This window comes from Streptomyces sp. NBC_00637 (assembly GCF_045161545.1).
GTDB lineage: Bacteria > Actinomycetota > Actinomycetes > Streptomycetales > Streptomycetaceae > Streptomyces.
Map to the genome: position 1 here is coordinate 7,050,166 of NZ_CP109046.1, position 21,476 is coordinate 7,071,641.

The window sequence follows — 21,476 nt, forward strand, 5'->3', positions numbered from 1 at the left end:
GGCCCTCAGGCGTATCTCCGGCACCCGGTGCCTCCGAGCCCCCGCGGGCCCGCAGACAGCCGCCGGGGTGGCCGGAACCATCAGGTTCCGGCCACCCCGGCGGCACGTTTCTGCTGAGCGCTGCGACCGGCTGTGGCCTCAGCCCTCCTCGTGGGAGACCGCGCGACGCGCGTCCGCGTCCAGGACGCCCCAGCTGATCAGCTGCTCGGTCAGGACCGAGGGGGACTGGTCGTAGATGACGGCGAGCGTGCGCAGGTCGTCCTGGCGGATCGACAACACCTTGCCGTTGTAGTCACCGCGCTGCGACTGGATCGTGGCCGCGTACCGCTGAAGGGGACCCGCCTTCTCGACCGGCACGTGGGCCAGTCGCTCCAGGTCCAGGACCAGCTTCGGCGGCGGCTCCGCGGCCCCGCCCGGAGTGGTGCCCGGCAGCAGTTCCTGCACGGGAACGCCGTAGAAGTCCGCCAGCTCGGCAAGGCGCTGCACGGTCACGGCGCGGTCGCCGCGCTCGTACGAACCGACCACGACCGCCTTCCAGCGTCCCTGGGACTTCTCCTCGACACCGTGGAGGGAAAGGCCCTGCTGGGTGCGGATCGCCCGGAGCTTGGCCCCGAGCTGTTTGGCGTATTCGCTGGACATATAGCTCCCCGGCACTGGGTCGACGCGGCACGAGCCGCGTGCTGGTAACTCACTGTGAGGTTACGCAGCGTGATTCTTCTGAGTCAAGCCGAATGGTCCACACCGACGCTTCCGTGGTATCCCCGGCCGGTTACGCCAAGGGGGTGATCGGGGCGGTGCCGCGGCCTGCTACCGTGGATGGCGCAAATCCGACGTCCTTTAAGGTCCGTCCCGTGAGGCGGAGAAGGAGGTCCGTTTCTTATGGACAAGCAGGACATTCAGCAGGACTCCCGGCAAGCCGACGCGCGGCCCGTGCTCGAAGGCCCCGACATCGCACGGGTACTGACCCGTATCGCCCACGAGATCGTCGAACGCGCCAAGGGCGCCGACGACGTGGTGCTGCTCGGCATCCCGACCCGTGGCGTCTTCCTCGCCCAGCGGCTCGCCGCCAAGCTCGAGCAGATCACCGAGCGCACGATCCCGGTCGGCTCCCTCGACATCACCATGTACCGCGACGACCTGCGCATGCACCCGCCGCGTGCGCTGGCCCGCACGGAGATTCCCGGTGACGGCCTGGACGGCAAGCTCATCGTCCTCGTCGACGACGTGCTCTTCTCCGGCCGCACCATCCGCGCCGCCCTCGACGCCCTGAACGACCTCGGGCGCCCGCGCGCGGTCCAGCTCGCCGTCCTCGTCGACCGCGGCCACCGGGAACTGCCCATCCGCGCCGACTACGTCGGCAAGAACCTCCCCACGTCGTTGCGGGAGACGGTCAAGGTCCAGCTCGCCGAGGAGGACGGTCGCGACACCGTGCTGCTCGGTGTGAAGCCGGCCGCCCAGCAGTAGCACGCGCGCGTGCGGCCCCCGTGCCGTGCGCCTCACAGCCGTGCCCTGCACGCCCGTGATCTCCCCCACCTGAACTGCCTTACGGAGCCTGACAGATGCAGCGTCATCTCATCTCGGCCGCCGACCTCACCCGCGACGACGCCGTCCTGATCCTCGACACCGCCGAGGAGATGGCCCGGGTCGCCGACCGGCCCATCAAGAAACTGCCGACCCTGCGCGGCCGCACGATCGTCAACCTCTTCTTCGAGGACTCCACGCGTACGCGCATCTCCTTCGAGGCCGCCGAGAAGCGCCTCTCCGCGGACGTCATCAACTTCTCCGCCAAGGGTTCGTCGGTGTCGAAGGGCGAGTCCCTGAAGGACACCGCGCAGACGCTGGAGGCCATGGGCGTCGACGCGGTCGTCATCCGGCACGGCGCCTCCGGCGCGCCCTACCGCCTGGCCACCTCCGGCTGGATCGACGCGGTCGTCGTCAACGCGGGCGACGGCACCCACCAGCACCCCACCCAGGCACTCCTGGACGCCTTCACCATGCGTCGCCGGCTGGTGGGCCGGGACGCCGGGATCGGCCAGGACCTCGCCGGCAAGCGCATCACGATCGTCGGCGACGTGCTGCACAGCCGGGTCGCCCGTTCCAACGTCGACCTGCTGCACACGCTCGGCGCCGAGGTCACCCTGGTCGCCCCGCCCACCCTCGTGCCGGTCGGCATCGAGACCTGGCCGTGCGAGGTGTCGTACGACCTCGACAGCACGCTGCCGAAGTCCGACGCGGTGATGATGCTGCGGGTGCAGCGCGAGCGGATGAACGCCGCGTTCTTCCCCACCGAGCGCGAGTACTCGCGGCGCTACGGCCTCGACGGCGACCGCATGGCGCGGATGCCCGAGCACGCCATCGTCATGCACCCCGGCCCGATGGTCCGCGGCATGGAGATCACCGCCGAGGTCGCCGACTCCGAGCGCTGCACCGTCGTCGAGCAGGTCGCCAACGGCGTGTCCATCCGGATGGCCGTCCTCTACCTGCTCCTGGGCGGCAACGAGCCCGCCGTCAGCCACGCCCGCACCACCGAGGAGAAGTAAGAACCATGAGCAAGATCCTGATCCGTGGTGCGAAGGTGCTCGGCTCCGAGCCGCAGGACGTCCTGATCGACGGCGCGGTCGTCGAGGCCGTCGGCGCGGGGCTGTCCGCGGAGGGCGCCGAGGTCGTCGAGGCCGGCGGCAAGGTCCTGCTGCCGGGCCTGGTCGACCTGCACACCCATCTGCGCGAGCCGGGCCGCGAGGACTCCGAGACGGTGCTCACGGGCACCCGCGCGGCCGCTTCCGGCGGCTACACGGCCGTGTTCGCCATGGCCAACACCTTCCCCGTCGCCGACACCGCGGGGGTGGTCGAGCAGGTCTACCGGCTCGGGCAGGAGCACGGCTACTGCGACGTGCAGCCCATCGGAGCCGTCACCGTCGGCCTGGAGGGCCGCAAGCTCGCCGAGCTGGGCGCCATGCACGAGTCGGCGGCCGGCGTCACCGTCTTCTCCGACGACGGCAAGTGCGTCGACGACGCCGTGATCATGCGCCGGGCCCTGGAGTACGTGAAGGCCTTCGGCGGGGTCGTCGCCCAGCACGCGCAGGAGCCGCGGCTGACCGAGGGCGCCCAGATGAACGAGGGCGTCGTCTCCGCCGAGCTGGGGCTCGGGGGCTGGCCGGCGGTGGCCGAGGAGTCGATCATCGCCCGGGACGTCCTGCTCGCCGAGCACGTCGGCTCCCGCGTCCACATCTGTCACCTCTCCACCGCCGGGTCCGTCGAGATCGTCCGCTGGGCCAAGTCCCGCGGCATCGACGTCACCGCCGAGGTCACCCCGCACCACCTGCTCCTCACCGACGAGCTGGTCCGGTCGTACAACCCGGTCTACAAGGTGAATCCGCCGCTGCGCACCGAGCGCGACGTGCGCGCCCTGCGCGAGGCGCTCGCCGACGGCACCATCGACATCGTCGCCACCGACCACGCCCCGCACCCGCACGAGGACAAGGACTGCGAGTGGGCCGCGGCCGCCATGGGCATGGTCGGCCTGGAGACCGCGTTGTCGGTGGTCCAGGAGACGATGGTGGAGACGGGCCTGCTGGACTGGGCCGGGGTCGCGAGCCGGATGTCGTTCAAGCCCGCCCAGATCGGGCAGGCCAAGGGCCACGGGCGTCCCGTCTCGGCAGGTGAGCCCGCCAACCTCACGCTCGTCGACACGGAATACCGTGGGTCGGTGGACCCCGCGGGCTTCGCCTCGCGCAGCCGGAACACCCCGTACGAGGGGCGTGAGCTGCCGGGCCGTGTCACGCACACGTGGCTCCGGGGCAAGGCCACGCTCGTCGACGGGAAGCTCACGTGACATCTGCTGCACTACTGCTCGCGGCCGAGAAGGAATCGGCCGAAGTGACCGACTGGGCCGCGCGGATCGGCTGGGTGGTCGGTCTCGGCCTCTTCGTCGCGCTCGTGTACTGGCTGATGCGCGAGGGCTGGAAGTGGCGCGGCACGCTCCAGAGCGACCTGCCCGAGCTCCTCGCCGCGCCGGACGACCCCGGCGCGGTGAGACTGGGCATGAGCGGGCGCTACCACGGCTCCACCACCGCCGGGCAGTGGCTCGACCGCATCGTCGCGCACGGCCTGGGCACCCGCAGCCGGGTCGAGCTGACCCTGACGGCGGCGGGACTGGACGTCGTACGCCCCGGCGCGACCGACTTCTTCGTCCCGGCCGCCGCCCTGCGCGAGGCACGGCTCGACAAGGGCATCGCCGGCAAGGTCCTCACCGAGGGCGGACTGCTGGTGGTGACCTGGGCGCACGGCGACAGGCTGCTCGACTCCGGATTCCGCTCGGACCACGCGGCCGAGCACGGCGAGTGGGTCGACGCCATCAACTCCATGATCGACAAGACGGAAAACCCGACGGAAACGGAAGGCGCACGATGACGACCTCCACCAGGGGAACCACCAGGGTTCCCGCCGTACTCGTCCTGGAGGACGGCCGGATCTTCCGCGGCCGTGCCTACGGGGCCGTGGGGGAGACCTTCGGCGAAGCGGTGTTCTCCACCGGTATGACCGGCTACCAGGAGACCCTGACCGACCCGTCGTACGACCGCCAGATCGTCGTCGCGACCGCCCCGCAGATCGGCAACACCGGCTGGAACGACGAGGACGACGAGTCGGGCCGCATCTGGGTCTCCGGCTACGTCGTGCGCGACCCCGCGCGCGTGCCGTCCAACTGGCGTGCCAAGCGCTCCCTGGACGACGAGCTCGTCGCGCAGAACGTGGTCGGCATCTCCGGCATCGACACCCGGGCGCTCACCCGCCACCTCCGCGAGAGCGGCTCGATGCGCGCCGGTGTCTTCTCCGGCGACGCGATCCGCTCGGAGACCGAGCTCCTCGCGCGCGTGCAGGCCCAGCCGCAGATGAAGGGCGCGAGCCTCTACGAGGAGGTCGCCACCAAGGAGGCCTACGTCGTCCCGGCGGTCGGCGAGAAGCGGTTCACCGTCGCCGCCATCGACCTCGGCATCAAGGGCATGACCCCGCACCGCATGGCCGAGCGCGGCATCGAGGTGCACGTGCTCCCTGCGACGGTCTCCGCGGCGGAGGTGTACGCCGTCAACCCCGACGGCGTGTTCTTCTCCAACGGCCCGGGCGACCCGGCCACCGCCGAGGGCCCGGTCGCGCTGATGACCGAGGTGCTCGAGCGCAGGACGCCGCTCTTCGGCATCTGCTTCGGCAACCAGATCCTCGGCCGCGCCCTCGGCTTCGGCACCTACAAGCTGAAGTACGGCCACCGCGGCATCAACCAGCCGGTCCAGGACCGTACGACCGGCAAGGTCGAGGTCACCGCGCACAACCACGGGTTCGCCGTGGACGCGCCGCTCGACAAGGTGAGCGAGACCAACTTCGGCCGCGCCGAGGTCTCGCACGTCTGCCTCAACGACGACGTCGTGGAGGGGCTCCAGCTGCTCGACCAGCCGGCCTTCTCCGTCCAGTACCACCCCGAAGCGGCAGCGGGCCCCCACGACGCCGCCTACCTGTTCGACCGCTTCGTTTCCCTGATGGAGGGCCAGCGTGCCTAAGCGCACCGATATCCAGTCCGTCCTGGTCATCGGCTCCGGCCCGATCGTCATCGGTCAGGCCGCCGAGTTCGACTACTCCGGCACCCAGGCGTGCCGCATCCTGCGCGCCGAAGGCCTGCGCGTCATCCTGGTCAACTCCAACCCGGCGACGATCATGACCGACCCGGAGATCGCCGACGCCACGTACGTCGAGCCGATCACCCCGGAGTTCGTCGAGAAGATCATCGCCAAGGAGCGTCCGGACGTCCTGCTTCCGACCCTCGGCGGCCAGACGGCCCTCAACACCGCGATCTCCATGCACGAGCAGGGGGTGCTGGAGAAGTACGGCGTCGAGCTGATCGGCGCCAACGTCGAGGCGATCAACAAGGGCGAGGACCGCGACCTCTTCAAGGGCGTCGTCGAGGCCGTCCGCGAGAAGATCGGGCACGGCGAGTCCGCCCGGTCCGTGATCTGCCACACCATGGACGACGTGATCGCGGGCGTCGAGACGCTCGGCGGCTACCCCGTCGTCGTCCGCCCCTCCTTCACCATGGGCGGCGCCGGCTCTGGCTTCGCCCACGACGAGGAGGAGCTGCGCCGCATCGCGGGCCAGGGCCTGACGCTCTCGCCGACCACCGAGGTGCTCCTGGAGGAGTCCATCCTCGGCTGGAAGGAGTACGAGCTGGAGCTGATGCGCGACAAGAACGACAACGTCGTGGTCGTCTGCTCCATCGAGAACTTCGACCCGATGGGCGTCCACACCGGCGACTCGATCACCGTCGCCCCGGCGATGACGCTGACCGACCGCGAGTACCAGCGGCTGCGCGACATCGGCATCGCGATCATCCGCGAGGTCGGCGTCGACACCGGCGGCTGCAACATCCAGTTCGCGGTCAACCCCGAGGACGGCCGCATCATCGTCATCGAGATGAACCCGCGCGTGTCGCGTTCCTCGGCCCTCGCCTCCAAGGCCACCGGCTTCCCGATCGCCAAGATCGCGGCCAAGCTCGCCGTCGGCTACACCCTCGACGAGATCCCGAACGACATCACGCGGGAGACGCCGGCCTCCTTCGAGCCGACGCTCGACTACGTGGTCGTCAAGGCTCCGCGCTTCGCCTTCGAGAAGTTCCCGAGCGCCGACTCCACGCTGACCACGACCATGAAGTCGGTCGGCGAGGCCATGGCCATCGGCCGCAACTTCACCGAGGCCTTCCAGAAGGCGCTGCGCTCGCTGGAGAAGAAGGGCAGCCAGTTCACGTTCGTCGGCGAGCCCGGAAACAAGGACGAGCTGCTGCGCGAGGCCGTACGGCCCACCGACGGCCGCATCAACACCGTCATGCAGGCCATCCGCGCGGGCGCCACCCCCGAGGAGGTCTTCGAGTTCACGAAGATCGACCCCTGGTTCGTCGACCAGCTCTTCCTCATCAAGGAGACCGCCGACGAGCTGGCCGCCGCCGCCCGCCTGGACGTCGAGCTGCTCGCCGAGGCCAAGCGGCACGGCTTCTCCGACCAGCAGATCGCCGAGATCCGCGGGCTGCGCGAGGACGTCGTGCGCGAGGTCCGGCACGCGCTGGGCATCCGCCCGGTCTACAAGACGGTCGACACCTGCGCCGCCGAGTTCGCCGCGAAGACGCCGTACTTCTACTCCTCCTACGACGAGGAGAGCGAGGTCGCGCCCCGCGAGAAGCCGGCCGTCATCATCCTGGGCTCCGGCCCGAACCGCATCGGCCAGGGCATCGAGTTCGACTACTCCTGCGTCCACGCCTCCTTCGCGCTGTCCGACGCCGGGTACGAGACCGTGATGGTCAACTGCAACCCGGAGACCGTCTCCACGGACTACGACACCTCCGACCGTCTGTACTTCGAGCCGCTGACGCTCGAGGACGTGCTGGAGATCGTCCACGCCGAGACGCTGGCCGGCCCGGTTGCCGGTGTCGTCGTCCAGCTCGGCGGCCAGACCCCGCTGGGCCTGGCGCAGGCGCTGAAGGACAACGGCGTGCCGATCGTCGGCACCCCGCCCGAGGCCATCCACGCGGCCGAGGACCGGGGCGCCTTCGGGCGCGTGCTCGCCGAGGCCGGTCTGCCGGCCCCGAAGCACGGCACGGCCACCACCTTCGCCGAGGCCAAGGCCATCGCGGACGAGATCGGCTACCCCGTCCTGGTGCGGCCCTCGTACGTGCTCGGCGGCCGCGGCATGGAGATCGTCTACGACGAGACCCGGCTGTCGTCCTACATCGCCGAGTCGACCGAGATCAGCCCGACCCGGCCGGTCCTCGTCGACCGCTTCCTCGACGACGCCATCGAGATCGACGTCGACGCGCTCTACGACGGCGAGGAGCTGTACCTCGGCGGCGTCATGGAGCACATCGAGGAGGCCGGCATCCACTCCGGCGACTCGGCGTGCGCCCTGCCCCCCATCACCCTGGGCGGCTTCGACATCAAGCGCCTGCGGGCCTCCACCGAGGCCATCGCCAAGGGCGTCGGTGTGCGCGGTCTGATCAACATCCAGTTCGCGATGGCCGGTGACATCCTCTACGTCCTGGAGGCCAACCCGCGCGCGTCCCGCACCGTCCCCTTCACCTCGAAGGCGACCGCGGTGCCGCTGGCGAAGGCCGCCGCCCGGATCTCGCTGGGCGCGACCGTCGCCGAGCTGCGCGCCGAGGGGCTGCTCCCGGCGACCGGCGACGGCGGCGAGCTGCCGCTGGACGCGCCGATCTCCGTCAAGGAGGCCGTGATGCCGTGGACCCGCTTCCGGGACACCTCCGGCCGCGGGGTCGACACCGTCCTCGGCCCGGAGATGCGCTCCACCGGCGAGGTCATGGGCATCGACTCCGTCTTCGGCACGGCGTACGCCAAGTCGCAGGCCGCCGCGTACGGCCCGCTGCCCACCAAGGGCCGCGCCTTCATCTCGGTCGCCAACCGCGACAAGCGCTCGATGATCTTCCCGGCCCGTGAACTGGTCGGCCACGGCTTCGAGCTGCTCGCCACCTCCGGCACCGCCGAGGTCCTCAAGCGCAACGGCATCAACGCCACCGTCGTGCGCAAGCAGTCCGAGGGCACCGGCCCGAACGGCGAGAAGACGATCGTCCAGCTCATCCACGACGGCGAGGTCGACCTCATCGTCAACACCCCGTACGGCACCGGCGGCCGCCTCGACGGCTACGAGATCCGTACGGCGGCCGTGGCGCGGTCCGTGCCGTGCCTGACGACGGTCCAGGCGCTCGCCGCGGCCGTCCAGGGCATCGACGCCCTCAACCACGGGGGCGTGGGCGTGCGCTCACTCCAAGAACACGCGGAACACCTGACCGCGGCCCGCGACTAGCAGCCCTCAGGGGGACACCGGAAACGGTGTCCCCCTCTTCATGACACCTCTTCGCGAGGCTCCTTGGAGGACATGATCATGTACAAGCAATTCTTCCGGCTGGTCTTCCAGCGGATGGACCCCGAGCGCGCCCACCACCTGGCCTTCCGCTGGATCCGGCTCGCCGTCCGGATCCCGGTGCTGCGCACGTTCCTCGCGGCCGCCCTGGCCCCCCGGTACGAGGAACTGCGCACCGAGGCCTTCGGGCTGCGCATGCACGGCCCCTTCGGACTCGCCGCCGGCTTCGACAAGAACGCCGTCGCGATCGACGGCATGTCGATGCTCGGCTTCGACCACGTCGAGATCGGCACGGTCACCGGGGAGCCGCAGCCCGGCAACCCCGCCCAGCGGCTGTTCCGGCTGGTGAAGGACCGGGGGCTCATCAACCGGATGGGCTTCAACAACGACGGCTCGCTGGCCGTCGCCGCGCGCCTGGCCTCCCGGACGCCCGTCTTCAAGCCCGTGGTGGGCGTCAACATCGGCAAGACCAAGGTCGTACCGGAGGAGGAGGCCGTCGCCGACTACGTGAAGTCGGCCGAGCGGCTCGCGCCGTACGCCGACTACCTGGTCGTCAACGTGTCCTCGCCGAACACCCCGGGGCTGCGCAACCTCCAGGCCACCGAGGCGCTGCGGCCGCTGCTGAGCGCCGTCCGCGAGGCCGCCGACCGCGTGGTGACCGCGCGGCGGGTCCCGCTGCTGGTCAAGATCGCCCCCGACCTGGCCGACGAGGACGTCGACGCCGTCGCCGACCTGGCCGTGGATCTCGGCCTGGACGGGATCATTGCCACCAACACCACCATCGCGCGCGAGGGACTCGGCCTGGCCTCCGACCCCGCGCTGGTCAAGGAGACAGGCGGACTGTCCGGCGCGCCCCTCAAGGCCCGCTCCCTTGAGGTGCTGCGCCGCCTCTACGCGCGCGTGGGCGACCGCGTCACCCTCGTGGGCGTCGGCGGCGTGGAGGACGCCGAGGACGCCTGGCAGCGCATCCTGGCCGGTGCCACGCTGGTGCAGGGCTACAGCGCCTTCGTCTACGAGGGGCCCTTCTGGGGCCGTGCGATCCACAAGGGCCTCGCCGCCCGCCTGCGGACGAGCCCGTACGCCACTCTCGCCGACGCGGTCGGCGCCGACGTGAGGAAGACGGCATGACCCTGGAGCCCTTCGGCGCGCGCCTGCGCCGGGCCATGGACGAGCGTGGCCCGCTCTGCGTCGGCATCGACCCGCATGCCTCCCTGCTCGCGGAGTGGGGTCTGAACGACGACGTCGCCGGCCTGGAGCGGTTCAGCCGCACGGTCGTCGAGGCGACCGCCGACCGGGTCGCCCTGCTGAAGCCGCAGAGCGCCTTCTTCGAGCGGTTCGGTTCGCGCGGTGTCGCCGTCCTGGAGAAGACCGTGCGGGAGGCCCGGGAGGCCGGCGCCCTGGTCGTGATGGACGCCAAGCGCGGCGACATCGGCTCGACCATGGCCGCGTACGCCGAGTCCTTCCTGCACAAGGACGCCCCGCTGTTCTCCGACGCCCTCACCGTCTCGCCGTACCTCGGCTACGGATCCCTGTCGCCGGCGGTGGCGTCGGCGCGCGAGAGCGGCGCCGGGCTGTTCGTGCTGGCGCTGACCTCCAACCCGGAGGGCGGCGAGGTCCAGCACGCGGTGCGGGCCGACGGGCGGGACGTGGGCGCGACGATGCTGGCGCACCTGGCCGCGGAGAACGCGGGGGAGGAGCCGCTGGGGTCCTTCGGAGCGGTCGTCGGCGCCACGCTGGGCGATCTGTCGACGTACGACCTCGACATCAACGGTCCGCTCCTCGCGCCCGGCGTCGGCGCCCAGGGGGCGACCCCGGCCGATCTGCCGCGGGTCTTCGGATCCGCGGTGCGCAACGTCGTACCGAACGTGAGTCGGGGTGTGTTGCGTCACGGTCCCGACATCGTCGCTCTGCGTGACGCCGTGGATCGATTCGCGCGAGAGGTCAGGGCGGCCGTGGACGCCGCCTGACTGCCGTCCACCGCCCGACCGGGGGCTCGGTCGGGCGGCTCCGGGGCGACTTGAGTCTGGATACATCCTCAAATCCGGGGCACTATGTCCTAAATGTCCGACCCTGCAGAGGCTGACCAGGACTTTTCCTCTGTTCTCGCTGACTCTGGCGGAGTTGGCCGCTAGTCTCCGACGGAGAGTGAACGGGCAGCGAGTGTTGCTCGTATCTCACCAGGTGTGGGGCGACTAGGTTCCTCACCGGTCCGTATCCGACAGTTCGACATCCGAGGTGACGTAGGCGTGGCTCTTCCGCCCCTTACCCCCGAACAGCGCGCAGCCGCGCTCGAAAAGGCCGCCGCGGCTCGCCGGGAGCGGGCCGAGGTCAAGAATCGACTGAAGCACTCCGGCGCCTCGCTTCACGAGGTCATCAAGCAGGGTCAGGAAAACGACGTCATCGGCAAGATGAAGGTCTCCGCCCTGCTGGAGTCGCTCCCGGGCGTGGGCAAAGTCCGCGCCAAGCAGATCATGGAGCGACTCGGCATCTCCGAGAGCCGCCGCGTGCGCGGTCTCGGTTCCAACCAGATCGCGTCCCTGGAGCGTGAGTTCGGCAGCACCGGCTCCTGATTCCCGGGTGCCGCGGGACGGGAGTCCCAGGCACTCCGGGATTGCTGGAATAATCGCTGCATGGCAGTAAAACTCCGGGGGACGACCCCCGAAACCCCGGACGCACGTCCGCGGCTGACCGTGCTCTCCGGCCCCTCCGGGGTCGGTAAGAGCACGGTCGTCGCCCATATGCGCAAGGAACACTCCGAGGTCTGGCTCTCCGTGTCGGCGACGACCCGCAGGCCGCGGCCCGGAGAGAAGCACGGAGTCCACTACTTCTTCGTCACCGACGAGGAGATGGACAAGCTGATCGCCAACGGCGAGCTGCTGGAGTGGGCCGAGTTCGCGGGCAACCGCTACGGCACACCTCGCACCGCGGTGCTGGAGCGCCTGGAGTCGGGCGAGCCGGTCCTCCTGGAGATCGACCTCCAGGGCGCCCGGCAGGTCCGCGAGTCCATGCCCGAGGCCCAACTGGTGTTTCTGGCCCCTCCCTCCTGGGAGGAACTGGTGCGCAGGCTCACCGGGCGGGGCACCGAACCGCCCGAGGTGATCGAGCGCCGCCTGGCGGCGGCGAAGATCGAACTCGCGGCCGAGCCGGAGTTCGACGTGACCCTGGTCAATACCTCCGTCGAGGACGTCGCGCGTGAGCTGCTAGCCTTGGTCGATGTTGTGTGATTACGAGCCTGTGATCACGACCTGTCTTTTCCCATCCATCGGAAGGTAGAGCGTGTCCTCTTCCATCTCCGCGCCCGAGGGCATCATCAACCCGCCGATCGACGAGCTCCTCGAGGCCACGGACTCGAAGTACAGCCTCGTGATCTACGCGGCCAAGCGGGCCCGCCAGATCAACGCGTACTACTCGCAGCTCGGCGAGGGCCTCCTCGAGTACGTCGGTCCGCTCGTGGACACCCACGTCCACGAGAAGCCGCTCTCGATCGCCCTCCGCGAGATCAACGCCGGCCTGCTGACGTCCGAGGCCGTCGAGGGCCCCGCTCAGTAGTATTTTCGGCTCGCAGTGGGTTTTTCCACAGGCCCGGCAGCACGGCTGCCGGGCCTGTGGTGTGTGATGGACCCGTACGCCGGGAGCCGCGACGTACGTTTTCCGAGGTCGGGGAGAGACGGTGGACAAACCGAAGGTCGTGCTGGGGGTCAGTGGTGGCATCGCCGCCTACAAGGCCTGTGAGCTGCTGCGCAGACTGACCGAGTCGGGCCATGACGTCCGGGTGGTCCCCACCGCCTCCGCGCTGCACTTCGTGGGCGCCGCCACCTGGTCCGCGCTCTCCGGCCACCCGGTCTCCACGGAGGTCTGGGACGACGTCCACGAGGTGCCGCACGTCCGCATCGGCCAGCACGCCGACCTGGTGGTGGTCGCGCCGGCCACGGCGGACATGCTGGCCAAGGCCGCCCACGGACTCGCCGACGACCTCCTCACCAACACCCTCCTGACGGCCCGCTGTCCGGTCGTCTTCGCCCCCGCGATGCACACCGAGATGTGGGAGCACCCGGCCACCCAGGAGAACGTCGCGACCCTGCGCCGCCGGGGCGCCGTCGTCATCGAGCCGGCCGTCGGCCGCCTCACCGGCGTCGACACCGGCAAGGGCCGGCTGCCCGATCCGGGGGAGATCTTCGAGGTCTGCCGCCGGGTGCTGGCCCGGGGAGTGCGCGAGCCCGACCTCGCCGGCCGGCATGTCGTGGTGAGCGCCGGCGGCACCCGCGAGCCCCTCGACCCGGTCCGCTTCCTCGGCAACCGCTCCTCCGGCAAGCAGGGCTACGCCCTCGCGCGCACCGCCGCCGCCCGTGGCGCCCGCGTCACGCTGATCGCGGCGAACACCGGCCTGCCCGATCCGGCAGGGGTCGACGTCGTCCAGGTAGGCACGGCCCTGCAGCTGCGCGAGGCGGTCCTGAAGGCCGCCCCGGAAGCCGACGTGGTCGTGATGGCGGCCGCCGTCGCCGATTTCCGGCCGGACACCTACGCGGCCGGAAAGATCAAGAAGCAGGACGGCCGGGAACCGGACCCCATCGTGCTGGTGCGAAATCCGGACATCCTCGCGGAGGTCTCCGCCGACCGGGCGCGCTCCAACCAGGTGGTTGTCGGCTTCGCCGCGGAGACCGACGACGTCCTGGCGAACGGCCGGTCGAAGCTGCGGCGCAAGGGTTGCGACCTGCTGGTGGTGAACGAGGTGGGGGAGCGCAAGACCTTCGGCTCGGAGGAGAACGAAGCGGTCGTGCTGGGCGCCGACGGCAGCGAAACCCCTGTGCCGTACGGGCCCAAGGAGGCCTTGGCCGAAACCGTGTGGGACCTGGTGACGCGGCGGCTGACCTGACGGTTTGATGCGCTTCCCCGTCGTCCTCCTCCTCGGTCGATTCGGGCGTGGCGCCCCTGGCCAACCGTGCTAGGCATTCGGCAGAATGCCCGTGCCGCAGGTCACAGCGCTTCCCGAGAGGCGAGACGGGTGGCCCGGTGGAGGGGCACGACCGATAAACTGTTCTCGGACGACGCCGGGCGCAGCTCCTGTCGCGTCCGCCAATGATCAGCCAGCAGCCGCTGCAACCCCAGGGAGCGTTGTGTCCCGTCGCCTGTTCACCTCGGAGTCTGTGACCGAGGGTCACCCCGACAAGATCGCTGACCAGATCAGCGACACCATTCTCGATGCCCTGCTGCGCGAGGACCCGGCCTCCCGGGTCGCCGTCGAGACCCTGATCACGACCGGTCTGGTGCATGTGGCCGGTGAGGTCACCACCAAGGCCTACGCGCCGATCCCCCAGCTCGTGCGCGACAAGATCCTCGAGATCGGCTACGACTCCTCGAAGAAGGGCTTCGACGGCGCCTCCTGCGGCGTCTCGGTGTCCATCGGCGCGCAGTCCCCGGACATCGCCCAGGGTGTCGACACGGCGTACGAGAACCGTGTCGAAGGCGACGAGGACGAGCTGGACCGCCAGGGCGCCGGCGACCAGGGCCTGATGTTCGGCTACGCGTCGGACGAGACGCCGACCCTGATGCCGCTGCCGATCTTCCTGGCGCACCGGCTGTCGAAGCGCCTGTCGGACGTCCGCAAGAACGGGACCATCCCCTACCTGCGCCCCGACGGCAAGACCCAGGTCACCATCGAGTACGACGGCGACAAGGCCGTCCGTCTCGACACGGTCGTCGTCTCCTCGCAGCACGCGAGCGACATCGACCTCGACTCCCTGCTGGCCCCGGACATCCGGGAGTTCGTGGTGGAGGTGGAGCTGAAGGCTCTCCTGGACGAGGGCATCAAGATCGACACCGAGAACTACCGCCTGCTGGTCAACCCGACCGGGCGCTTCGAGATCGGCGGCCCGATGGGCGACGCCGGCCTCACCGGCCGCAAGATCATCATCGACACCTACGGCGGCTTCGCCCGGCACGGTGGCGGCGCCTTCTCGGGCAAGGACCCGTCCAAGGTCGACCGCTCGGCGGCGTACGCGATGCGCTGGGTCGCGAAGAACGTCGTGGCGGCGGGTCTGGCGGCCCGCTGCGAGGTCCAGGTCGCCTACGCGATCGGCAAGGCCGAGCCGGTCGGTCTCTTCGTGGAGACCTTCGGCACCGCCAAGGTCGACGTCGAGAAGATCGAGAAGGCCATCGACGACGTCTTCGACCTGCGTCCGGCCGCGATCATCCGCGACCTCGACCTGCTGCGTCCGATCTACGCCCAGACCGCCGCGTACGGTCACTTCGGCCGTGAGCTGCCCGACTTCACGTGGGAGCGCACGGACCGCGTGGAGGCGCTGCGCAAGGCCGCCGGTCTGTAGTCCCTCGCTCAGCGATCTGCCGAGGCCCGGCTCCCCCGGAGGAGCCGGGCCTCGGCACGTTCAGGGGCGCCGACGCAGGGGACGGGGAATCCGCTCGCGACGTCCACCAGGGCGTGAATAAGCTGATCGTCTTCCGGTGCGTAGGCCGCGGTTACTTCGGTGGAGCGCGCCTCGGGGCGTGCGGTGAAACCAGCGGGACTCGTGCCGCGGCCGGCCTGAACTCGGGAGGGTGACGCCGGGGGCGCCTTCGGGCGCCCCCGGCTGTCAGTGGGGTTTGGTAAGAATGCAGGTGTGAGCAGCGAGAACGGGCAGGGGGACGGGGGTGCGGCCGGGGAGGGCGCGCCGCCCGAGCAGCTCGCGTTGATCCGGGAGAGCGTGCGGCAGGCCAAGGCGCCGCGGGCCAAACCCCGGACCTGGCGGGGTGCCGCGCTGGCCGAGGAGTTGCCGGTCGCGCGGGTGCTCGTGGACAAGGGCGTCCTGCATCTGGACCGGTACTTCGACTACGCGGTTCCGGCCGAGCTGGACGCCGACGCCCAGCCGGGGGTGCGGGTGCGGGTGCGGTTCGGGGCCGGGCGCGGACGGGTGCGGGAAGGGCGGCGCGAGGGCGGGGGGCTCATCGACGGGTTCCTCGTCGAGCGGCTCGCCGCGTCGGACTACGCCGGGCCCCTCGCGGCGCTCGCCCAGGTGGTGTCGCCCGAGCCGGTGCTGAGCGAGGAGCTGCTGGGACTGGCGCGGGCCGTCGCCGACCGGTACGCCGGGAGCCTGGCCGATGTCCTCCAGCTCGCCGTGCCGCCGCGTAACGCCCGCGCCGAGCAGCGGCCCTCCCCGGCGCCGCTGCCGCCCCCCGCGGCTCCGCAGGCCGGGTCCTGGGGGCGTTACGAGCGAGGGGGCGCGTTCCTCGAGTCGCTGGCGTCCGGAGGCGCGCCCCGGGCGGTGTGGAACGCGCTGCCCGGACCCGAGTGGAGCGAGGAGCTGGCGCGGGCCGTCGCCGCGACCCTCGCCTCGGGGCGCGGGGCCCTGGTCGTCGTACCCGACGGGCGGGCCGCCGCGCGGGTGGACGCCGCGTTGACAGTGTTGCTGGGGGAGGGGCGGCATGCGCTGCTCACCGCGGACGCCGGGCCCGAGAAGCGGTACCGGGAGTGGCTGGCCGTACGGCGGGGCTCCGTGCGGGCGGTCGTAGGGACGCGTGCCGCGATGTTCGCGCCGGTGGAGAACCTCGGTCTGGTCGCGCTCTGGGACGACGGGGACGACAGTCACAGCGAGCCGCACGCGCCGCAGCCTCATGCGCGCGACGTCCTGCTGCTGCGGGCCGCTCAGGACAAGTGCGCTTTCCTGGTGGGGGGTTGGAGCTGCACCGTGGAGGGCGCGCAGCTCGTGGAGAGCGGATGGGCGCGGCCGCTGATCGCCGCGCGGGAGCAGGTGCGGCACAGTGCCCCGCTCGTGCGCACCGTGGGCGACCAGGACCTCGCGCGCGACGAGGCCGCCAGGGCCGCCCGGTTGCCCAGCCTCGCCTGGCAGGCGGCCCGGGAGGGGCTGCGGCACGGGCCGGTGCTCGTCCAGGTGCCCCGGCGGGGCTATGTGCCCCGGATGGCGTGTGCCCAGTGCAGGGCCGCCGCCCGGTGCCGGCACTGCTCCGGGCCGTTGGAGGCACGGGACGCGGGCGCGTTGTGGTGTGGGTGGTGCGGGCGGGAGGAGAGCGCCTGGCACTGTCCGGAGTGCGGCTCGTTCCGGTTGCGGGCGCAGGTCGTGGGGGCGCGGCGGACCGCCGAGGAGCTGGGCCGGGCGTTTCCCGCCGTGCCGGTGCGGACGTCGGGGCGCGAGCAGGTGCTGGACACGGTACCGGGGACGCCCGCGCTCGTGGTGTCCACGCCCGGGGCCGAGCCGGTCGCCGAGGGCGGGTACGCGGCCGCGCTGCTGCTGGACGGCTGGGCCATGCTCGGGCGGCCCGACCTGAGGGCCGGGGAGGACGCGCTGCGCCGCTGGATCGCGGCCGCCGCGCTGGTACGGCCTTCGGGGGAGGGGGGAACCGTGGTCGTCGTCGCCGAGCCGACCCTGCGGCCCGTGCAGGCGCTGGTGCGCTGGGATCCCGTGGGGCACGCGGTGCGGGAGCTGGCCGAGCGGGCCGAGCTGGGCTTCCCGCCGGTGTCGCGGATGGCGGCGGTGTCCGGGACCGGGGAGGCGGTGGCCGCGTTTCTCCAGGCTGTCGAACTGCCGGCGGAGGCGGAGCTGCTGGGGCCGGTCCCGGTGCCGTCAAGCCCGGCGGGACGGCCTCGGCGTCCGGGGGCGCCACCACCCGGGGAGGAGTGGGAGCGGGCGCTGCTGCGGGTGCCGCCGGGGAGAGGCGCGGCGCTGGCCGCCGCCCTCAAGGCCGCGCAGGCGGCCCGGATGGCCCGGGGCGGCGAGGAGGCCGTGCGGGTGCGGATCGACCCCCCGGACATCGGCTAGGAGTCCCAGGGCCGCTTCTCGGCGGGAGAGACCCATGCTCCTCATCTCCTGCGCCCTCGTCCCCCTGGCCGCCGAGGGACGCGGGGGAGCCCGGTGTCGGCGGGGCGGCGAGAGCCGGGATGTGCGACTGCCCTCTCGGGCGCGGGCCGAGAGGGCAGGAGGGGAAGGACGTGAAGGGGAGGGAAAGAGACGGGGCGGGGAGGTGCTCGGTGCGCGATGCGGCGCGTCAGCCGTTGCGGGGGCCGGGGAAGGCGGTAGGCCTCGCCTCGTCACGCAGGGCGGCGTTGGCGGCGTCGCGCAGAGCGGGGGCGCTCACGTCTCGCAGGGCCGGGGCTGCCGCGTCGCGCAGAGCCGGGCTGCCGGCCGTCGGCTGGGTCGGCATCGAGCGGGCCGCGGGCACCGTGGGAACAGGAACCGTCGGGATGCCCGTGTTCACGGTGACCGTGCGGGTGGCGGTGGGCTCGGCGGGCCGCTCGGCCTCGGTGGTGGCGGCGGCCTGGGCCGCGGCACGGCGGGCGCCGTAGCGGCGGTGTACGGCCTGCTTGGTGACCCCGAGGGCGGAGCCCACCGCGTCCCACGAGAAGCCGAGCGAGCGGTCGAAGTCCACCGCCGCGGTGACCAGGGTCTCGACGCTGTCCCGCAGTTCCTGGGCGAGGCGGACCGTGGGGGCGGGGGCGCGTCCGTAGACGACGAAGCCCGTGGACGGGCCCGAGCGGCGGGGGCGGTAGACGTTGCCCAGCTGGGCGGTGAGGGTGCGCAGCGCGTCCACCTGCCGGCGGACCCGCTCGATGTCCCGCACCAGCAAGTGCAGGCTGGCCCGGGCCTGGGCGTCGTGGGTTGCATGGTCGGCCATGAACAAGCCTCTCGAACCGGCGTTGAAGAAGGTGTGGTCAACTCTTTCTTGACCAACGCGGGTTCGCGCCGCTGGTCACGGTGAGGGGGCGTATGGGCATATGCGTACGCCCCCCGGGGCGCGGGTCGTGAGGGGCTCCCGCCCGTCGGCGGCCTGCCCGGCCGACGTCATAAACTTGTGCGTCGCCCGTCGTCCGTCCCGCCCGAGAGGCCCAGCCCACTCATGAAGCTCGTCTTCGCCGGTACCCCCGAGGTCGCCGTTCCCGCCCTGGACGCTCTGATCGCCTCCGGGCGGCACGACGTGGCCGCCGTCGTCACGCGACCCGACGCGCCGGCCGGACGCGGACGCAGGCTGATCGCCTCTCCCGTCGCCCAGCGGGCCGAGGAGGCGGGCATCGAGGTGCTGAGGCCCGCCAAGCCCCGCGATCCGGAGTTCCTGGAGCGGCTGAGGGAGATCGCGCCCGACTGCTGTCCCGTCGTGGCCTACGGGGCGCTGCTGCCCAGGGTGGCGCTCGACATCCCGGCCCACGGCTGGGTCAACCTGCACTTCTCGCTGCTGCCCGCCTGGCGCGGGGCCGCTCCGGTACAGCACGCCATCATGGCGGGGGACGAGATCACCGGCGCCTCCACCTTCCTCATCGAGGAGGGGCTCGACTCGGGGCCGGTGTACGGGACGGTCACCGAGGAGATCCGGCCCACCGACACCAGCGGCGACCTGCTCACCCGGCTGGCCTTCGCGGGCAGCGGGCTGCTCGCCGCGACCATGGACGGGATCGAGGACGGCACCGTGAAGGCCGTGCCGCAGCCGGGTGACGGGATCACCCTCGCGCCGAAGATCACCGTCGAGGACGCCCGGGTCGACTGGGCCACCCCGGCTCTGCGGGTCGATCGCGTCGTGCGCGGCTGCACCCCGGCCCCCGGCGCCTGGACCACCTTCCGCGGGGAGCGGCTCAAGCTCATCCAGGTCCAGCCGGTTCCCGACCGGACCGATCTCGCCCCGGGCGCGCTCCTCGTCGGAAAGAACAGCGTGCACGTGGGCACCGGCTCGTACGCGGTCGAACTGCTGTGGGTGCAGGCGCAGGGCAAGAAGCCGATGCGGGCCGCCGACTGGGCCCGGGGCGCCCGGATCGAACACGGGGAGGCGGTCGGGGCGTAACGCTCCTGCACGAGCTCCCCGCCCCCTGGCCCCGTCCGGCCCCTGAGCGCCGTCCCGGGGGAGCGAGCCCGTGGTCGGCATGCCCCGGCGGTGAACCCTCGGCCGGCAACCCCTCGGTCGGCGAGCCGCCGGTCGGTGCACGGCCGGTCGCAACCCCGGTCGGTGCCCGTCGGTCGGCAGCCCCCGTCCGGTGAACCCCGGGTCGTGAACCGTGGGTCCGTGAACCCGGGTCGGCGAGCGCCCCCTCGGCAAGCACCCCTCCGCAAGCTCGCCCGGCGTACCCACCGACGTACGCTGGACGCACCTTTCCTCCTGCAATCCGGAGCACCTTTTCGTGAGCGACCAGCCCCACCGTTCCCGCAAGCCGGGCAAGCCCTACCGCCGGCCCCAGAAGGACCCCGTCCGCATGCTCGCCTTCGAGGCGCTGCGGGCCGTGGACGAGCGGGACGCGTACGCCAACCTCGTGCTGCCGCCGCTGTTGCGCAAGGCACGCGAGAAGGAGGGACCCGACAAGTTCGACGGTCGGGACGCGGCCCTCGCCACCGAGCTGGTCTACGGGACGCTGCGCCGGCAGGGGACGTACGACGCCGTCATCTCCGCGTGTGTCGACCGGCCGCTGCGCGAGGTCGATCCGCCGGTCCTCGACGTGCTCAGCCTCGGCGTGCACCAGCTGCTCGGGACCCGTATCCCGACCCACGCGGCCGTGTCCGCCTCGGTCGATCTCGCCCGGGTCGTCCTCGGCGACGGCCGCGCCAAGTTCGTCAACGCCGTGCTGCGCAAGGTCGCGGCGCACGATCTCGACGAGTGGCTCGACAAGGTCGCTCCGCCCTACGACGACGATCCCGAGGATCACCTCGCCGTCGTGCACTCGCACCCGCGCTGGGTGGTCTCCGCGCTGTGGGACTCCCTCGGCGGCGGACGGGCCGGCATCGAGGAACTGCTGGCGGCGGACAACGAACGGCCCGAGGTCACGCTCGTCGCCCGGCCGGGGCGAGCCACCACCGAGGAGCTGCTGCGGGAGGAGGCCTCGGCCGCCGGGCGCTGGTCGCCGTACGCCGTGCGGCTCACCGAGGGCGGTGAGCCCGGGGCCATCGACGCCGTACGGGACGGGCGGGCGGGGGTTCAGGACGAGGGCAGCCAGCTCGTGGCGCTCGCGCTGGCCAACGCGCCGCTCGACGGGTCCGACGCGTTGTGGCTGGACGGCTGCGCCGGACCCGGAGGCAAGGCCGCGCTGCTCGCCGCGCTCGCCGCCGGGCGGGGGGCCGCGCTGCTCGCCTCCGAGAAACAGCCGCACCGCGCGGGGCTCGTCGCCAAGGCGCTGGCCGGCAACCCCGGGCCCTACCAGGTCATCGCCGCCGACGGGACGCGGCCGCCGTGGCGGCCCGGAACCTTCGACCGGGTGCTGATGGACGTGCCGTGCACGGGCCTCGGCGCCCTGCGGCGGCGGCCCGAGGCGCGCTGGCGGCGCCGGCCGGAGGACCTCGACGGCTTCGGGCCGCTCCAGCGCGGCCTGCTGCGGACCGCGCTGGAGTCCGTGCGGGTCGGGGGCGTCGTCGGGTACGCCACCTGCTCGCCGCACCTCGCCGAGACGCGGGCGGTCGTCTCCGACGTCCTCAAGCAGTACCCGCAGGCCGAGCTGATCGACGCGCGGCCGCTGCTGCCGGGTGTACCGGAGCTGGGTGACGGGCCCGACGTCCAGCTGTGGCCGCATCTGCACGGGACCGACGCGATGTACCTGGCGCTGATCCGGAAGACCGGCTGAGGCCGGCGGACGCACGCGCGAAGAAGCCGGC

At 71.8% G+C, this 21,476-nt stretch carries 18 protein-coding genes; 16 read left to right on the top strand and 2 right to left on the bottom strand.

The genetic code is table 11. The features are described 5' to 3' along the window. Positions 1–138 precede the first annotated feature (138 nt). Positions 139–639, bottom strand: coding sequence for a transcriptional regulator BldD (gene bldD / locus OG440_RS31045; protein ID WP_020128858.1), 501 nt, complete (start codon positions 637–639; stop codon positions 139–141). Between the two features lie 240 nt (positions 640–879). On the opposite strand from bldD, the gene pyrR reads away from it, so the two are divergent. The 14 genes from pyrR (at position 880) to OG440_RS31115 (ending at position 17,675) form a co-directional block, all read left to right on the top strand. Beyond that, complete coding sequence (gene pyrR / locus OG440_RS31050; RefSeq protein WP_406010064.1) at positions 880–1,464, top strand: bifunctional pyr operon transcriptional regulator/uracil phosphoribosyltransferase PyrR; 585 nt, start codon at positions 880–882, stop codon at positions 1,462–1,464. A 95-nt stretch (positions 1,465–1,559) separates the two neighbouring features. Continuing rightward, positions 1,560–2,540 carry an aspartate carbamoyltransferase catalytic subunit gene (locus tag OG440_RS31055; RefSeq protein ID WP_020128860.1) on the top strand — a complete coding sequence of 327 codons (981 nt, stop codon included), beginning with the start codon at positions 1,560–1,562 and terminating at the stop codon, positions 2,538–2,540. Positions 2,541–2,545: 5 nt separating this feature from the next. Beyond that, positions 2,546–3,832: a dihydroorotase gene (locus OG440_RS31060; protein ID WP_406010065.1), complete on the top strand. Its 1,287-nt coding sequence runs from the start codon at positions 2,546–2,548 to the stop codon at positions 3,830–3,832. Further along, the gene (locus OG440_RS31065; RefSeq protein WP_406010066.1) at positions 3,829–4,410 is read left to right on the top strand and encodes a hypothetical protein; all 582 of its coding nucleotides are present in this window, start codon (positions 3,829–3,831) and stop codon (positions 4,408–4,410) included. The genes OG440_RS31060 and OG440_RS31065 overlap by 4 nt, the downstream gene beginning before the upstream one ends. Next, positions 4,407–5,549 carry a glutamine-hydrolyzing carbamoyl-phosphate synthase small subunit gene (carA, locus tag OG440_RS31070; protein WP_406010067.1) on the top strand — a complete coding sequence of 381 codons (1,143 nt, stop codon included), beginning with the start codon at positions 4,407–4,409 and terminating at the stop codon, positions 5,547–5,549. Before OG440_RS31065 ends, carA begins: the two co-directional genes overlap by 4 nt. Continuing rightward, a complete protein-coding gene (carB, locus tag OG440_RS31075; RefSeq protein ID WP_406010068.1) occupies positions 5,542–8,850 on the top strand; it encodes a carbamoyl-phosphate synthase large subunit in 3,309 nt (1,102 codons plus the stop codon). Before carA ends, carB begins: the two co-directional genes overlap by 8 nt. Before the next feature lie 78 nt (positions 8,851–8,928). After that, positions 8,929–10,035, top strand: coding sequence for a quinone-dependent dihydroorotate dehydrogenase (locus OG440_RS31080; RefSeq protein ID WP_406010069.1), 1,107 nt, complete (start codon positions 8,929–8,931; stop codon positions 10,033–10,035). Next, entirely contained in the window at positions 10,032–10,874 is an 843-nt protein-coding gene (gene pyrF / locus OG440_RS31085) for an orotidine-5'-phosphate decarboxylase (protein ID WP_406010070.1), read from the top strand. The genes OG440_RS31080 and pyrF overlap by 4 nt, the downstream gene beginning before the upstream one ends. Before the next feature lie 279 nt (positions 10,875–11,153). Then, positions 11,154–11,477: an integration host factor gene (locus OG440_RS31090; protein ID WP_003977346.1), complete on the top strand. Its 324-nt coding sequence runs from the start codon at positions 11,154–11,156 to the stop codon at positions 11,475–11,477. A 60-nt stretch (positions 11,478–11,537) separates the two neighbouring features. Further along, the gene (gmk, locus tag OG440_RS31095; RefSeq protein ID WP_406010071.1) at positions 11,538–12,131 is read left to right on the top strand and encodes a guanylate kinase; all 594 of its coding nucleotides are present in this window, start codon (positions 11,538–11,540) and stop codon (positions 12,129–12,131) included. A 52-nt stretch (positions 12,132–12,183) separates the two neighbouring features. Continuing rightward, entirely contained in the window at positions 12,184–12,456 is a 273-nt protein-coding gene (gene rpoZ, locus OG440_RS31100) for a DNA-directed RNA polymerase subunit omega (protein ID WP_003988945.1), read from the top strand. Positions 12,457–12,577: 121 nt separating this feature from the next. Then, a complete protein-coding gene (gene coaBC, locus OG440_RS31105) occupies positions 12,578–13,780 on the top strand; it encodes a bifunctional phosphopantothenoylcysteine decarboxylase/phosphopantothenate--cysteine ligase CoaBC (RefSeq protein WP_406010072.1) in 1,203 nt (400 codons plus the stop codon). Between the two features lie 241 nt (positions 13,781–14,021). Beyond that, a complete protein-coding gene (metK, locus tag OG440_RS31110) occupies positions 14,022–15,230 on the top strand; it encodes a methionine adenosyltransferase (protein WP_406010073.1) in 1,209 nt (402 codons plus the stop codon). 291 nt (positions 15,231–15,521) lie between these two features. Continuing rightward, the gene (locus tag OG440_RS31115; protein ID WP_406010074.1) at positions 15,522–17,675 is read left to right on the top strand and encodes a primosomal protein N'; all 2,154 of its coding nucleotides are present in this window, start codon (positions 15,522–15,524) and stop codon (positions 17,673–17,675) included. A 226-nt stretch (positions 17,676–17,901) separates the two neighbouring features. On the opposite strand, the gene OG440_RS31120 is transcribed toward OG440_RS31115, so the two are convergent. After that, entirely contained in the window at positions 17,902–18,528 is a 627-nt protein-coding gene (locus tag OG440_RS31120) for a hypothetical protein (protein ID WP_406010075.1), read from the bottom strand. Positions 18,529–18,750: 222 nt separating this feature from the next. Here OG440_RS31120 and fmt point away from each other — a divergent pair, with 222 nt between their 5' ends. Both fmt and OG440_RS31130 read left to right on the top strand, forming a co-directional pair. Then, the gene (gene fmt, locus OG440_RS31125; RefSeq protein ID WP_406010076.1) at positions 18,751–19,683 is read left to right on the top strand and encodes a methionyl-tRNA formyltransferase; all 933 of its coding nucleotides are present in this window, start codon (positions 18,751–18,753) and stop codon (positions 19,681–19,683) included. Between the two features lie 334 nt (positions 19,684–20,017). Then, positions 20,018–21,445 carry an RsmB/NOP family class I SAM-dependent RNA methyltransferase gene (locus OG440_RS31130; RefSeq protein ID WP_406010077.1) on the top strand — a complete coding sequence of 476 codons (1,428 nt, stop codon included), beginning with the start codon at positions 20,018–20,020 and terminating at the stop codon, positions 21,443–21,445. Positions 21,446–21,476: the final 31 nt, after the last annotated feature.